Origin of the sequence: Hyphomicrobium denitrificans ATCC 51888 (assembly GCF_000143145.1) — a bacterium.
Lineage (GTDB): Bacteria > Pseudomonadota > Alphaproteobacteria > Rhizobiales > Hyphomicrobiaceae > Hyphomicrobium_B > Hyphomicrobium_B denitrificans.
The window spans coordinates 1,789,635-1,804,112 of the sequence record NC_014313.1 but is presented as its reverse complement, the minus strand read 5'-3'; the positions used below and the strand labels follow the sequence as shown (position 1 = coordinate 1,804,112).

The 14,478-nt window shown below is 60.0% G+C and carries 18 protein-coding genes; 12 read left to right on the top strand and 6 right to left on the bottom strand.

From position 1 onward, the window contains the following. Positions 1-161: 161 nt before the first annotated feature. Positions 162-1,190, bottom strand: a complete 1,029-nt coding sequence (locus HDEN_RS08710) for a radical SAM protein (RefSeq protein WP_013215735.1) — start codon at positions 1,188-1,190, stop codon at positions 162-164. Positions 1,191-1,521: 331 nt separating this feature from the next. Between HDEN_RS08710 and HDEN_RS08705 the strand changes: the two genes are divergently transcribed. Beyond that, the gene (locus HDEN_RS08705) at positions 1,522-2,007 is read left to right on the top strand and encodes a PaaI family thioesterase (protein WP_013215734.1); all 486 of its coding nucleotides are present in this window, start codon (positions 1,522-1,524) and stop codon (positions 2,005-2,007) included. Between the two features lie 6 nt (positions 2,008-2,013). On the opposite strand, the gene HDEN_RS08700 is transcribed toward HDEN_RS08705, so the two are convergent. Genes HDEN_RS08700 through HDEN_RS08690 form a run of 3 tightly spaced genes read right to left on the bottom strand, consistent with a single transcriptional unit; the run spans position 2,014 to position 3,299 of the window. Then, complete coding sequence (locus tag HDEN_RS08700; RefSeq protein WP_013215733.1) at positions 2,014-2,259, bottom strand: hypothetical protein; 246 nt, start codon at positions 2,257-2,259, stop codon at positions 2,014-2,016. Next, a complete protein-coding gene (gene queC, locus HDEN_RS08695; protein WP_013215732.1) occupies positions 2,238-2,936 on the bottom strand; it encodes a 7-cyano-7-deazaguanine synthase QueC in 699 nt (232 codons plus the stop codon). The genes HDEN_RS08700 and queC overlap by 22 nt, the downstream gene beginning before the upstream one ends. Before the next feature lie 3 nt (positions 2,937-2,939). Beyond that, positions 2,940-3,299, bottom strand: a complete 360-nt coding sequence (locus tag HDEN_RS08690; RefSeq protein ID WP_013215731.1) for a GFA family protein — start codon at positions 3,297-3,299, stop codon at positions 2,940-2,942. 145 nt (positions 3,300-3,444) lie between these two features. Between HDEN_RS08690 and eno the strand changes: the two genes are divergently transcribed. The 8 genes from eno to HDEN_RS08650 all read left to right on the top strand — a co-directional run bounded on the left by eno (position 3,445) and on the right by HDEN_RS08650 (position 10,924). Then, the gene (gene eno / locus HDEN_RS08685) at positions 3,445-4,731 is read left to right on the top strand and encodes a phosphopyruvate hydratase (protein WP_013215730.1); all 1,287 of its coding nucleotides are present in this window, start codon (positions 3,445-3,447) and stop codon (positions 4,729-4,731) included. 813 nt (positions 4,732-5,544) lie between these two features. Then, positions 5,545-5,862 (top strand): hypothetical protein, encoded by a 318-nt coding sequence (locus tag HDEN_RS08680; protein ID WP_013215729.1) that lies wholly within the window; start codon positions 5,545-5,547, stop codon positions 5,860-5,862. Next, positions 5,849-7,648, top strand: coding sequence for an ATP-binding protein (locus tag HDEN_RS17760; protein WP_049775270.1), 1,800 nt, complete (start codon positions 5,849-5,851; stop codon positions 7,646-7,648). Before HDEN_RS08680 ends, HDEN_RS17760 begins: the two co-directional genes overlap by 14 nt. Before the next feature lie 170 nt (positions 7,649-7,818). Further along, on the top strand, positions 7,819-8,367 hold the full coding sequence (locus tag HDEN_RS08670) for a hypothetical protein (RefSeq protein WP_013215727.1): 549 nt from the start codon (positions 7,819-7,821) through the stop codon (positions 8,365-8,367). Then, positions 8,364-9,239 (top strand): ParA family protein, encoded by an 876-nt coding sequence (locus HDEN_RS08665; RefSeq protein ID WP_013215726.1) that lies wholly within the window; start codon positions 8,364-8,366, stop codon positions 9,237-9,239. The genes HDEN_RS08670 and HDEN_RS08665 overlap by 4 nt, the downstream gene beginning before the upstream one ends. A 7-nt stretch (positions 9,240-9,246) precedes the next feature. Further along, complete coding sequence (locus HDEN_RS08660) at positions 9,247-9,615, top strand: hypothetical protein (protein ID WP_013215725.1); 369 nt, start codon at positions 9,247-9,249, stop codon at positions 9,613-9,615. A 59-nt stretch (positions 9,616-9,674) separates the two neighbouring features. Continuing rightward, positions 9,675-10,160, top strand: coding sequence for a hypothetical protein (locus tag HDEN_RS08655; RefSeq protein WP_013215724.1), 486 nt, complete (start codon positions 9,675-9,677; stop codon positions 10,158-10,160). A gap of 581 nt (positions 10,161-10,741) precedes the next feature. Beyond that, positions 10,742-10,924: a hypothetical protein gene (locus tag HDEN_RS08650; RefSeq protein WP_013215722.1), complete on the top strand. Its 183-nt coding sequence runs from the start codon at positions 10,742-10,744 to the stop codon at positions 10,922-10,924. A gap of 22 nt (positions 10,925-10,946) precedes the next feature. On the opposite strand, the gene HDEN_RS08645 is transcribed toward HDEN_RS08650, so the two are convergent. Next, entirely contained in the window at positions 10,947-11,249 is a 303-nt protein-coding gene (locus HDEN_RS08645) for a cupin domain-containing protein (RefSeq protein WP_245256765.1), read from the bottom strand. Between the two features lie 355 nt (positions 11,250-11,604). Between HDEN_RS08645 and HDEN_RS08640 the strand changes: the two genes are divergently transcribed. Genes HDEN_RS08640 through HDEN_RS08630 form a run of 3 tightly spaced genes read left to right on the top strand, consistent with a single transcriptional unit; the run spans position 11,605 to position 13,539 of the window. Continuing rightward, positions 11,605-11,946, top strand: a complete 342-nt coding sequence (locus HDEN_RS08640; RefSeq protein ID WP_013215720.1) for a PadR family transcriptional regulator — start codon at positions 11,605-11,607, stop codon at positions 11,944-11,946. Next, complete coding sequence (locus HDEN_RS08635; RefSeq protein ID WP_013215719.1) at positions 11,939-12,598, top strand: permease prefix domain 1-containing protein; 660 nt, start codon at positions 11,939-11,941, stop codon at positions 12,596-12,598. The genes HDEN_RS08640 and HDEN_RS08635 overlap by 8 nt, the downstream gene beginning before the upstream one ends. Before the next feature lie 2 nt (positions 12,599-12,600). Next, positions 12,601-13,539, top strand: a complete 939-nt coding sequence (locus tag HDEN_RS08630) for an alpha/beta fold hydrolase (protein WP_245256764.1) — start codon at positions 12,601-12,603, stop codon at positions 13,537-13,539. 122 nt (positions 13,540-13,661) lie between these two features. Here HDEN_RS08630 and HDEN_RS08625 read toward each other — a convergent pair whose 3' ends face one another. Then, the gene (locus tag HDEN_RS08625) at positions 13,662-14,471 is read right to left on the bottom strand and encodes an ABC transporter ATP-binding protein (RefSeq protein ID WP_013215717.1); all 810 of its coding nucleotides are present in this window, start codon (positions 14,469-14,471) and stop codon (positions 13,662-13,664) included. Between the last annotated feature and the right edge of the window lie 7 nt (positions 14,472-14,478).

Here is a 14,478-nt window from a genome sequence, read left to right as displayed (position 1 = left end):
GCGCGATACCTGGAGTGCTTCCGGAAAAGTGGGAACCGGTTTTCCGACCAGAAGCACGACAACACTAGGAGCTAGAGCCTTTCCGCGGTTCCCTCGGAAAGGCTCTAGGGCCGCCGTGTGCCAAGTCAAGTTAAGGTCGCAGGCTTCGAGACCACCGAGGCTTAGCGCAGTTGCGGAGCCGCCGAGCCGATATCCCGGCCAAGACCGCGAACGAACTGCTCGATGTGCCCCATGCGGCTGACCAGCGATACCCGATCCGTCACCGGAATGACGGTCTCTCCCGGCTGGGCCTTCACTCTGCCCTGGCGCATGGAGACGGACGCGCCGAGCACCTGATTGCCGCCGCCCGCGGCATACCAGAGCGGGATGTCGTCGGGGCTGTTGCCGGCGGCGAGGCCAAGGTCGACATGCGGCATCAGGAGGCGCGCCACCGCAACGAGGCGTGCGACCTCCCAGGGCGAGCAGCGCGGGTGGTCCTCCCATGACGTGCCTCGATAAGGCATGAAGCGCGAGAAGCGCAGATGATAGAGTCGAGGGAATTGCAGCAGCCAATAGAGATGGTCGATCCGGTCCGCCTCGCTTTCGCCGAGACCGACGAGGATCATGCTGCGCACGGGCATCCCCTCGTCCTGACACATCTCGATCAATGCCTTCCTGGCGTCCAGGCTGTCGCCAGGTTTTGCCTTGGCGAAGATCTCGGGATTGAACGTTTCCAGCGAACTCGTAATGCTGGCGACGCCGAGCTGCTTTAACCGCCGCACGCCGTTTCGCGTCAGCGATGGCCCGAGATTGATTTCGATCTCGATCGACGAGACGTCGCGGATCGCATTGACGGCTTCGCAGAGTTCGTTGTCGTAGCCTGCGAGATCGGTGCCGCCGGAAAGATGCAGATGACGGATTCCGAGGTCTTCGATCGCCTTCACCGACGCAACCAGCTCATCGAGCGGAAACGACTTGACCGTGAAATAAGTGCAGTATGTGCAGAGCGGCTCGACCCGGCAGGGCATCATCGACGAGATACCGGCCGACCACCACAGCGTTTTGCCCATCGTCTCGTCGCGGATCTTCGACGCGGCGGCGAAGAGCTGCAACGCGAGCGCCGGTTCGCGCGAACGCTGCAACAGTTGCAACGCAAGCTCCTTCGGAGGGTCAGGCCTCGTCACCTGTGCGATCAGTTCGGAAAAATCCATTGCGTTTCCTGCAAATGCGGCGCGGCGCCGCCGTCGGCCCAGCGTCAAATTTCCAAATGGCTATATCGCTGGAGAGCGTGTCGGCGAGCATAGCCGGATCGTTCGCAACGCCATTTGCGAGGAATCAAAGCCGACGAGATGGGTTGTCTCACCTCGGCTGCCGCGATTCTGGCCCACGGCGCTTTGCTTCAGCGGTATGAAGCGTGTGGACCTGCGGTTCCTTTGCCCGGGCCAAGTTAAGGGTGGACACGAAGCACCGGAGCCGTGAATCTCGCGCTGCGTATCCGCTGCCGGTTGCGCGTTTTTCCTAAGCAAGCCATGAACGGCCGCCATGACAGCAAGCCAGCCCCCCGACGTTTCGACAGTCATTGTTAGCCCCGAGTTGCTCGCCTCGATGACGGGCCTCGAATACTTGCAGAAAATGCAGCGCGGCGAGTTGCCGGGCATGCCGATCGCGAAGACGCTCGGCCTAGAACTCGCCGAGGTGGAGCAGGGGCGCGCCGTGTTCGTCTCGACACCCGTGTTCGAGCACTACAATGCGATCGGTACCGTGCACGCCGGATATACCGCGACGCTGCTAGACTCGTGCATGGCCTGCGCCGTGCTCTCCGCGCTGCCCAAGGGCACCGGTTTTACGACAATGGAATTCAAGGTCTCGTTGTTGCGCCCTGTGACGAAGGAAACCGGCATCGTCCGCGCCGAAGGAACGCTGTTGAGCCGAGGTCGGCGCGGCGCGGCGGCGGAAGGCCGCCTGACGGATGCCAACGGCAAACTGCTCGCGCACGCCACGACGACGTGCCTCATCTTCGAGTTCTGATTTCTCTCAGGCGAGCGACGCAAGAAGTGCGCGCAACTCGTCGCCGGTTTCGCTGAAATCCTCGAACCGCCGCCCCGCCTTGACGTACCAGTAGCGGCTGTTGTTTGGATCGCCTTCGATCTTGTGCAGGCAGGCGTGCAGCCAGCAGAAGTCCGGATCGCTCTCGCTCTGCTGCGCGATGGCGTGTGCGCCCTCCCAATCGCCATTGAGCGCCAACTCGACGCCGCGCTTCAGGTCGTCCGAGCCTGCCATTCATTCCATCCCTTGGCGCGAAGCTCGCAAGCCGGACAAGTTCCGCAACCATATCCCCACGCATGGCGATGCGAACGATCGCCGAGATAGCACGTGTGCGTATCTTCGACGATCAGATCGACAAGGGCTTTCCCGCCGAGCTTGTCCGCGAGATCCCACGTCGCCGCCTTGTCGATGAACATCAGCGGTGTCTCGATTTCGAGATGCGTATCGAGCCCGAGCGACAGCGCTTGCGCCAGCGCTTGGACGGTCGCATTCCGGCAATCTGGGTAGCCGGAAAAATCCGTCTCGCACATGCCGCCGACGAGCGTCCCGATGCCCCGGCGATACGCCAGTGCCGCCGCGTAGGTGAGAAACAAGAGATTGCGCCCTGGAACGAACGTTGTTGGCAACCCCGTCGCGGCGAAGGTGATCTCGGTTTCGCGCGTCAGCGCCGTGTCGCTGATGCTCTGCAGCGCCGGAAGATCGAGCACGGCGTCGTCGCCGAGCTTCGATCCGCCGCTGAGGTTCGCAAGCTTGGACCGGATGACCGGCCGCTGCGCCAGTTCGACGGCATGGCGCTGGCCATAGGTGAACCCGACGGTTTCGACACGTTCGTAGCGGTCGAGCGCCCAGGCGAGACAAACGGTCGAATCCTGGCCGCCTGAAAAAAGGACGAGGGCAGACGTTTGGGGCACGGTCTAGAGACTTCTTCCGTCGAATTGGGTTGGCGTCATTGCAGTGACATCGACGCCGTCGAGACAGCGCACGTTGACGGCGACCATTGGGCCTCCGTTCGGATTGTCGCCCTCCGCGAACGAAGCAACGCCGCAGGTCGAGCAAAACAGGTGATGAATGATATGCTTGTTGAACTGGTAGTCCGTCAGCGCCTCACGGCCCGACAACAGCCGAAACTTGGCGAGTGGCACGAATGTCAGGATCGATCCGCGCTTCTGGCAAATGGAACAGTTGCAGGTGACCAGGCTTGCAAGATCCGATTCGACCTCGTAGCGAACCAGGCCACAGTGGCAGCCGCCCGTCCAGGTTTTCGCTTCCGCCATACGCTCCGCCTTTCAGTTAACTAGCCGTTCGGGTAGGGAGACATCGCCCGGCAGGACTTTGCTCCTGTAGTAATAGAGTTTACAACCCAGGCGCAAATTCTCTGGTCCCGCCCGGGCCGACCAACGCCAAAATTTAGGAACTCTCATGACCGCCATCGTCGATATCATCGGCCGCGAAATTCTGGACAGCCGTGGCAACCCGACGGTCGAGGTCGATGTGCTCCTCGAAGATGGAGCCGAGGGCCGCGCCGCCGTCCCGTCCGGAGCGTCGACCGGTGCGCACGAGGCGATCGAGCTTCGCGACGGAGATAAGGACCGCTATTTCGGCAAGGGTGTACTGAAAGCCGTCGACGCCGTGAACGGCGAAATCTTCGATGCGTTGGCTGGCATGGACGCCGAGGATCAGCGCGGCATCGACGCGGCGCTGATCAAGCTCGACGGAACGGCGAACAAGAGCCGCCTCGGCGCCAACGCGATTTTGGGCGTATCGCTTGCGGCCGCCAAGGCTGCCGCGATCTCCAACAACCTGCCGCTCTATCGCTATCTCGGCGGCGTCAACGCGCACGTTCTCCCCGTGCCGATGATGAACATCATCAACGGCGGCGCGCACGCCGACAATCCGATCGACATTCAGGAATTCATGATCATGCCGATCGCGGCAGAGACATGCGCCGATGCGATCCGGATCGGCGCTGAAGTCTTCCACACGCTGAAGAAGAATTTGAAGGATGCCGGTCACTCGACGTCGGTCGGTGACGAAGGCGGCTTCGCGCCGAACCTGAAGAGCGCCGAAGAAGCTCTGTCGTTCATCGTCAAGTCGATCGAAAAGGCCGGCTACAAGCCGGGCGAGGACGTGGCTCTGGCGCTCGACTGCGCGTCGACCGAATACTTCAAGAACGGCAAGTACGAGCTGGCGGGTGAGGGAAAGACGCTCGATAGCGCGGGCAACGCCAAATATCTCGAAAACCTCGTCAACAAATTCCCGATCATTTCGATCGAGGACGGCATGGCGGAAGACGACTGGGCCGGCTGGAAGCTGCTGACGGAGCTTCTTGGAAACCGCTGCCAGCTCGTCGGCGACGATCTCTTCGTGACCAACACGAAGCGCCTCGCGGACGGCATCGCGAAATCGACTGCGAACTCCATTCTCGTGAAGGTCAACCAGATCGGTTCGCTCTCCGAAACGCTCGACGCCGTCAGCATGGCGCAGCGTGCAGGCTACACCGCGGTGATGTCGCATCGTTCCGGTGAAACAGAAGACTCGACGATTGCCGATCTTGCGGTTGCGACGAACTGCGGTCAGATCAAGACGGGCTCGCTGTCGCGTTCCGACAGACTCGCGAAATACAACCAGCTGATCCGCATTGAAGAAGAGCTGGGCGACGTCGCAGTTTACGCCGGACGTTCCATTCTGCGTGGTGCTGCCGCGTAAGAAGAAGGCCGCAAAAAAGACATCTCGCGGAACCAGGATCGTCGAGGGCGCGTTTGCGCTTCGACGACGGAACGGAACGGGGATGTTGTGGGTCAGTCAAGCGTAAAGCCCCGGAGTTCGAGCGCTCTCTCACAAAAACGAACGCTCTTCAAAAAACGCGCGCGCAGTTTCGCGGCGTCAAAACGGCGCGTGTTGTCATCTGCGGTCGCGCGCCGCCCGGCTCCCGTTGCAAATCGGGAGGAACAGAGTTCACCACTGCCTCAGACTTCTGCATTGCCGTATGAATACGGTCCGCGTCCGAGAACGCTCGTCACGCGTGTCGTCGTGCGCGGTATCCGTCTTACGTCGGACGCCACTGTTCTCCTGCTGGCATCGCCATTCTTCGCCGTTTGGTACACGGTTCGGGTCGGACGGAAATTGATTGAGACCCGGCACCCAGGCTCCGATAAACTAGTCGCCAGGCGGAACAAATCCTGACGACATCCGCCCGCCGATCGTGTGCGTGGCCCCGCATTTACGATCATAGCTAACAATTCATTTCACATCGTCAGCACCTGAAAAACGCCTCGAATAATGGGGCTTGCCGCGATCGTATGGCCGCGTTGTAACGCCGGAACAAAGGCTCCAGCCTGCGACTTTAGGGCAGGAAGCGATGGCTCGTCGCCGGCGACCGCGTGCGGATTAATTCAGGGGTAAGACAGGATACCCCAATATAGCGCTAGATTTGTAACCCGATGAATTTTTGATCGAGACATGCCTGTATTTGGCGGAACATCTACAGCAACCCTCATCGATACTCGACGATTGTCGGATATGCGAAAGTCGATCGGTACGTCTGCAGCGCTCGATATCATTGGCGACTTTCAGGACGTGCTGCGCGACCGGCTGTACGAATTCGAGAAATGCAAGGACGCGTCACCTGCTGCGCAGTTCAAGGTTCTTCATGATCTCTCGACGACTGCTGAAACGCTTGGCCTTCTAGAGCTTGCGCTTGCCAGCGAGCGATTGGTCTATCAGCTCCGGTACGATCCAGATGCGCCGTATGACTCTGACCTTTCAGCAGCCGTCGTCGATGCCGGTGGCCGCGCAATTCATGCTATCGAAGATTATCTGCGCCATGCATCTCATTAGGCTCCGCGTCTACAAAGAGCAGATGACGAGCATCGCGCGCACAACGACGTTCGCGATGATCGGGTACGCGATCAACGCCGTGATTGCGTTCATCGCGTTCGTGGGCGCTATTCCTTTCGGCTGGCTACTTGTCTGGACCATCTGTTCGTTGACGATATGCACCGGCATTGGCCTGCAGACGTACGCGAGAAAGTTTGAGACGAAATCGAAGCGGCGAAACGTGCACAGCGCAAATATCGCGCTCGTTTACGCCTTTTTGCTTTCGTTGCCTTGGGCGGTGCTCGCTGTGACCTGGCTTGGTTGGCTCGATGATAACCGCCAGATCATTCTGATTGCGCTGACCGTTGGAATGGCGGCGAGCGGGAGTTTGCTGTTGATGCCGGTACCGGCGGCAGCGGCGGTCTCGGCGATCACGATCCTCGCGCCTTTGATCGTCAAATGGGGGCTCCTCGGAGCGGAAAAGAATTTCATTCTCGCCGCCCTCGCGGCAAGCTTCCTCGCGTTCCTGTTGTTTTTGATCGCGATCGGCGGACGCATGTTCCTCGAACGTCTGCACGCGCTCGATCAAATCCGGGTTTCCGAGGCCGAGGCGAAGATGGCGCGCGAAGAGGCCGAGCGCGCGACCAGCGCCAAGTCCGAATTCTTCGCGACCATGAGCCACGAAATCCGCACGCCTCTGAACAGCATCATCGGCTACACGAGCCTGGTGCTCGCGCGGCAAGGTCTCAGTCGCGAAGACACCAATGATCTGTCCATCGTGCGAGACGCGGGCAAGGCGCTGCTCGCGATCGTCAACGATATCCTTGATTTCTCGGCGATCGAGGCGGGCCGGCTGAAGTTCATAAAAAGCAGCGTCACGCTTCCGCCGCTGATCGAAGGCTGCGTCGCGCTTTTCTTCGCCGAAGGGCGCGAAAAGGGTTTGGTCATTCGTTCTGAAATAGACCCCGATCTCCATGATCTGACGTTCACGGCCGACGCTCATCGCCTCCGGCAGGTGCTGCTCAATCTCGTGAACAATGCCGTCAAGTTCACGTCGGAGGGATCGGTCGTGGTCGGCGCCAAGATTCTCGACAGGGAAGAGAACTCGGCAAACGTTCGCTTTTTCGTGCGTGACACGGGGCCCGGCATTCGCGCCGACCTGATACCGAACCTGTTCCAGAGATTCAGCCAACTCGATAATGGCCGCGACCGTCGCGGCGGCTCGGGTCTGGGACTTGCGATATGCAGAAGCATCGTCCAGGCCAACGGCGGCAAAATCGATATCGAAAGCCATGAGGGCGAGGGTTCGACGTTCTGGTTCGAGGTCCCGCTGGAGATTGCCGCACGCGATCGCGATGCGCAGCAGGACGCAATCGATGCCGGCGGAGCCGAGCCGCGCCCGCTGAAGGTTCTCGTCGTCGACGATGTCGAACCGAACAGAAAACTCGCATCCGCGGTGCTGAGACGGGCCGGCCACGACGTCATCACCGCAGCCAGCGGCCCTGAAGCGATCGCACGCGTCGAGGATGACTCATTCGATGTCGTGCTGATGGACGTTCAGATGCCAGGGATGGACGGCCTCGCAGCCACGCGTGCGATCGGTCGCCTGACGCCGAAGCACACGCTTCCCCCCGTCATCGGCATGACGGCGAACGCTTTCCCGTCGGACGTCGAGAACTGCATGGCGGCAGGCATGGCCGCTCATGTGGCAAAGCCATTCGATTTCGGCGAATTGCTGCGCATGGTGACGACGGTCGCCAAGCGCGGTAATGCCGAAGCCGCTGCCGGCGCAGTCGCGCGATCGTGAGCGGCACGACGCCGAGGTGCGCTATTCCGCACCGCTTGATCTTTGATTGGCTGGCCTCGACCCGCCAGTGATTTGCGTGTCACACAAACACCCGGCCGCGCGGTCTATGCGCTGGCGTTCGCGCCGTTCACTCCCTATGGTTGCGGCGGAATTTGTTGGGGGCGTAGCGCATGCTCGAGCGTGATCTGTACGAGCCCGTATACAACTATCTTGAACTCCGTTTCCGCGATCGCCTGCAACCGGCCCGCGGCGATCTTCGTCACATCACAGCGATCACGGCAAACACCGGCGGCAACGCGACGGGCATCTGGTCGAAGCCCGACCTTTGCATCATCAGCCTCTCCCGCCAGAAATATGGATTGAGCTGGCAGATCGATCTGCACGGCTTTGAAGTGAAGCCGCAAGGCGCGTGTTCCGTTCAGTCCGTGCACGAGGCGTTGAACCATACCTCGCTTGTCAATTTCACGCATCTCGTCTGGCACGTCGGCGACTGGAATGAATCCCGCGCCGACTGCTCAACCATTCTGTCGCGATGTTCCCATTACGGCGTCGGCTTGATCACGTTCAGCACGCCGGGCGATCTCACGTCCTACGTTTTGCATCTGCCCGCGCGCCGCCATGAACCGTCGTCCGATGCTTTCGACGAGTTTGTCGAAACACGCCTGTCACAGGACGACCGAACGAAACTGCTCAGCTGGATCACGGAATTGCGGCGATGAGCATTTTCGTGGCGGTCGCGAACCCGAAGGGCGGCGTCGGCAAGTCTCTGACGACGATGATGCTCGCCGATGGGCTTGCGCTGACATTTGGCGCGCGCATCCTCGTCATCGATGCCGATCCCCAAGCCGGAGTTTCGAAAGCATTGCTTAGCATTGGCGCCGAGCAGGAGCTGAAATCGCGGCAGATCGGACTCGGCGCCATTCTGAAGTCTTTTCATAAAGGCGATAGCATTCGTCTCGCGGGACATCGCGTTGCTGCCGGAGATCTGATCGAGCTTCGCGGCCGCCAGCCGGGGCTCATCGACATCATCCCGTCGAACCACGAGCTGCTCGGCACGCTCCCAGAATTCGAGCATGCCGTGCGCAAGAAGCGGCGCAAGGATCGTCTCGACGTTCTGCTTTCGAACGCGCTGCGTGCCGAGCTGTATCAGATCGAGTCCAACTACGATGTCGTCCTGATCGATTGTCCGGCTGGGCCCGGCGTCCTCGGGCTTGCCGGTTTGCGATTGGCGCAGCACATCGTCATGCCGACGAGCCTGGAGACGAACGCCTATTCGACGCTGACGGATTTCTTGCGATTCATTCTCGCGGACGACCTCGGCCTCGCGTCTCGCGTGCGCGTGCATCCGCTGATCACGCAGTATCATGCGACGAACACCACGCAGCGCGAGATGCTTCATCACATTCGGCAAGGGCTGTATGAGCTGAACGCGATCCCGCGTCCGGTCCCTTATTCGACAGCGCTTCAGAACGCTGCGACGCATCCCGGCGCAGGCAATTTTCGTTCCGCGCGAGAGAAATACGGCAACGCACTTCCCGATCTCGTCGCGGTGACGAAAGCCGTGGCGGAAAGACTGAGCGCGAACCAGTGAGGGTACAGTGAGCAAATCAGTTTCACCCGGCGAAGCTCTCGAACGCATCTTCGAGGTCATTCGGGAGGAGGCGGTCGCCAATCCGACGTTTGCAAAGCGGCTGCTCGACGCGGCCGGCGTGACTGTCGTCTTCTCGGGTCCCGATGCAGCGAAAGTCGCCGATCCCATTCTCGCCGCGGCGCGCGCCGAATATGCGGATTTTAGGGAAAGCTTCATCGGCTTCACGGAAAAGGATCTGAAGAGCTTGCTGAAAGGCTTTGCGTTGGCGACCGACGAGCAGATCAAAAGCGTGAAGACGAAGCCGAAGCAGAGCGGCCTCGTCGATCTGATGTGGGAAGGCGCGAAACGCAAACTCGACGAGCGCCGGGTCAAATAAATTCTTGCGTCGATGTCCTGCAGCAGGACACGATCGCCGCAGTTCAACAGGGGGACTGGATGAAAACGCGCTTCACGTTCTTGGCCGCCGCGACGCTTCTTGGATGGGCGTCTGCGAGCGCCGCACAGGCAGGCGATTTGCCATTTAATCTTTTGAACGGGTCGTGGGGCGGCGGAGGCGATCTGATCTATACCAGCGGCCCGCCCGACAAGCTTAGCTGCCTCGGCTATTATAGAAGCGCGGACGGCGGCAAATCGCTCGGCATCGCGTTACGCTGCACCGGCCAGCCGGACAAGATCGAGTTTCGCAGCAAGCTCGCATATGCGGACGGAAAGCTGTCGGGCACGTGGGAGGAACGCACGAATAACGCCACCGGCAATGCATCGGGCACGATCAGCGACAATGCGCTGCGCGTGGACTTCGGCGGCAGTCTGGAGGGAACGGTCTCGATTGCGTTCTCGGCATCGCAGCAGTCGATCAACATCACCATTTCGACGGCCGGTTCCGAGCTCAAAGGCGCAAAGGTCAGTCTTAATCGGCGCTGATCCGCGCAGCAGAGATAGGTCGCTTGAAACCGGTGCGATGGATTGAACTCTCCCTGATCTTGAGCGTTGTTTCGAAGCACGCGCCGGTGGTAACCGGCCACAACAGGGAATGATGGACGCAGCCATTTTGCCGGTTTCTCGCTGCGACACCAACGCATCGGTACGCGTGGACATCTAACCTGTTCCGAGCGCGTGCTCCGCCTTTTCCGGCTGGGCCTCATATGCTGCGGCGCGGTGTCCGTTGCCTGGAAATTCGCTCCCAGCGTTCCCACATCATGAGTAATGCAGCTAAGGAGGACTTCCATGGCCTATTATCATGATGCCAAAGCGGTCAACGACGTTGGGAAGCTCAATAGCCTGTTCAACGTCGTTATGGTTGCCGGCCTTCTCGGGTTCGCGATCTGGACCTTTATCGTCGGCTAACTTCGCGTAACTGACTTGGGGGAGAGTGCTCTGAAACATCTCTCCCATTTCGCATGCGGCGTGATTCAAACGCAGTTGAGGAACGACGCTGAAGCATAAGCGTTAGCTCATTCGCGATGCAGGGCAGTGCAGCCCGCGTCATGAGAGGAGCACGACGCATGAAGGACAAGGCGCCGAAGGCGAAGCCGGACGAAGACAGCTCGCAGCAACCGCGGCAACAGCACACGCCATCCGACAAAGAGCAGAGCATTATCGAGACGGAAGACCGCATCAAGGAGCGCGAGAATCTTTCCGATACGTCGGACGACAACTCGCGCGCGGGCAAGCCCCCGAAATCCTAATTATCAACTTGGACGATCTTGCTTATGCCTTTGCGGGTGGTAGTTCGTGACCGTCGTACGTATACGCGGGCGGAACGTAGATATTCAGCGTTCTGAGCGTCGAGCGGCCGGTGTTTACGATCTCATGCCGGTCGCCGCGCTGAATCAGCACCAGCGATCCTGCCTCGAGCGGATAGGTATGCCCATTGATGCGCGCTTCGCCGTGACCGCTTTCGACATAAAGCCATTGGTCGGCTCCGTGATGACGGTTATCCGGGCCGCCCTCTCTGCCGCCCGGCTCGATGACCATCGACGCCGCCTGTGAGCGAGCGTCGCCGATCAGCACTCGGAAACCTTTAGCGTACGTGACGGATGCGTGTTTCATCCTCAGGACAACAGCGCAACGCGATTTGGGTTTCGTTGATCGAAGAACTCCGGCTTCGGGTGAGCGTTCGCCGCCGCGTCGGATCGAGGCTGTAGCGGGGCCTTTGAATTGAGAAGTGCTGGTCCCGAATTTCGATGCACTGATGGTCGATCTCTGCACCACTTTATCCGGCGGTGCGCGGTGTTTGACTGCCCACGCCGGCACCAGGTTCTGACAGGAGGCATGGGTCGAGTTTCAACCGTTTTGCACGGAGGCGGATTGCCATGCCTATCGCTACGAGGTATATGCCTTGAGATGATAGGTATGGAGCGATTGTTTGAAACGAGACGCGAACCCTAGCTTTCTAAACGGCGTGCCCGAACTGCTCGTCCTTCAGTTGCTCAAGGGGCGGGAAATGTACGGCTACGAGCTTGTTCAGGCGATCAAGGAAGCAACCGGCGAAACCATCGTCCTTGGTGAAGGCGTGGTCTATCCAGTCCTGCACATGCTCGAGCGCGAGGGCGCGCTTAAATCGCGACGTCAGTCTGTATCGGGACGAAGCCGCATCTACTACAGCCTCACGCCTGTAGGCGAGCGCCGCCGTCGCGACATTCAAGGCTCATGGCAACGCACCACAATGGCCATCCGCAATGTGTTGGAGGGGCCGCGCCATGCGTGACGTATTCGCTCCTCTTCGCGACAGGCTTTTGCGTGCCGGCGTACGGCCCAAGACTGTCAACCGCTACTTGTCCGAGCTTCGGGATCACGTCGATGACCTGACTGCGGAGTTGGAGGAAGAGGGGATATCGGAGAACGCGGCGCGAGAGCGTGCGTTATCGAGACTCGGCAGCATCGAGACGCTGGCTGAGCCAATGATTTCGGACCGGCGATTTCATAGCTGGACAGGCAAGACGCCTTGGGCCGTCTTCCTGATCGCTCCGATTGTCAGCTATGGCGCAATCGTCGCGCTTCTGACCTGTGCGTTGATCTTTGCAACGTCACCCATCGCTCCCGCCTGGTTCGGTACGGTGGGCTGGGGAACGACGCAATTCGCGGCATACGTCGCGCCGCTGATCCTTGCTTGGATGCTGGCCTTCATGGCGCTGCGCCAGCGTTCGCGCGCCATGTGGCCGCTGGTCGGTATGAGTCTCACGATTGTCGCTGCGGCCGTCATCGAGATACAGGTGAAATTCATAGGTCCCCAGCAGGGCGGCGAGATCGCCGTAGCGCTGACCACGCCTTCCGTCGCGCAGATTGCCGCCCTTCTTCTAGTGGCGGCTGCGCCATTGCTTCTGCTCGGAAGACACGATCAAACCGCTTCTCAAGTATAACCATGCCCACTCATGCCAAGCATTTTGCGACGTTTGTCTTCGCCGCTTTCATAGCAGCGTCTCCGGCGATGGCCGAACCCCGGTCGTTCGAAACGCCTCGCGCAGATGGCAGCGTGATCCACTGGATGCTCGATCTGCCTGTCAACGAAGCAAAGTCGGCGCTGGTCGTCATTGCGCAGGGATCGGGCTGTGCGGCTGCCATGCAAAGCTCGAATCTTGAGCTTGCCCGGTCCGCCTTCGGAAATCTCGCCGCGTTGACGGTCGAAAAATATGGCGTCAAACCGGGCGACAATCCAACTGACGATCATGGGGACTGCTCGCAGCCATTCCGCGAGCATCATACGGTTTCGCAGCGCGTTGCGGATTATCGCCAGATCATCGGCAGCCTGCGCGATGCGGCGTGGTGGAATGGCAAGCTGGTTCTGTTCGGCGGCTCCGAAGGCGGAATAGTTATGGCGATGCTCGCGCCAGAGGTTCGGGCCGATGCGGCTATCCTGATCTCCACCGGAGGCGGTGTGCCGTTCGGCCAGATGGTGCGGCAGTCAATCCCCGAAGAAGGCTGGCCGACGGTTGACGCCACATTCGAGAGGGCAAGGCAGAACCCGGACAGCACAGAATTGTGGGCCGGGCAAAGCCTGCGTTTTTGGGCCGATGCGATCGACCGGCGCGCAGCCGACTACATGCTGCGCGCCGATACGGACTTTCTACTTATTCAAGGTGGGCGGGACCGGGCAGGCGCGTCAAATGTTGCGCGAGCTGTCGGCGACCTGTTCGCCAGCGCGGGTCGATGCAATCTGACCTATTGGGAGTTTCCGGCTTTCGATCATGGAATGATTGACGCCAACGGGAATGCGCACATGGTCGAGGTGCTGTCTCAAGCCGCGCTCTGGCTGGCCTCCCACACGGCCACAAACGTATCGGCGGCCTGCACGACACAGTAACGGACACTGCCTACGCCGATTTCGGCTGAGCCATCCCGCAACCTCTTATAGGCATCGATTTCTATGCTCTTCGCGACCCCATCGCGAAGGTGACGAGTGCCGACGATCTGAAAAGTGCATGCCTAGCCTGGCTCGCGTGGGAAAAACGCGGCGCGATCTTTGCTCAGCAAAACACATTCAACATCGATGCCGTAGAGGCTTCGCAAGCTTGCGCTATTCAGGATTTGGTGAGGATGCCCATCTTGAGTTAGGCGGCCGTTGATGAGCAATGCGATGCGGCTAGACGCTTGATAAGCGAATTGCGGATCGTGACAGGTTATCAAGACCGAATGACCGTCTCTCGCGAGATCCTTCAGATGCTGCGCGATCTTTACTTGATAGCCGAAATCCAAATTTGATAGCGGCTCATCCAATATTAGGGTGGAAGCCTCCTGGGCGAGCGCGCGTGCGATAAGCACAAGCTGGCGTTCGCCGCCCGAAATACCGCTATAGACGCGGTCCGCAAGATGACGAATCTCGAGTTTATCAAGCGCCGTCTGCACGGCGGCATGATCAACTTCGCGGGGGCTACTCAATAGGCTTCGCTTCGGCAGCCGTCCCATCAACACCACCTCGCGTACCGTATAAGGAAACGGCGTCGTGTGGACTTGCGGCACATAGGCAATGCGCGTCGCGATCTGTCGGCTGGTCAAGGACGCGAGACGCACATTCCCAACGAAGACTTCACCCTGTGTCGGAGCCACCAACCCCAGAAGCAGCCGCAGCAGCGTCGTTTTTCCAGCTCCGTTGGCGCCGAGGAGAGACACAACCTCGCCGCGCTCCAAGACGAGGCTGACGCCTTTCAATATCTCACGCTTATCGAAGCAAAAATGCACATCGCGGGCTTCAACGCGTCCCGCCGAAGAAACATCCGATCCGGCTTCTCGCTGCACGTCCGTC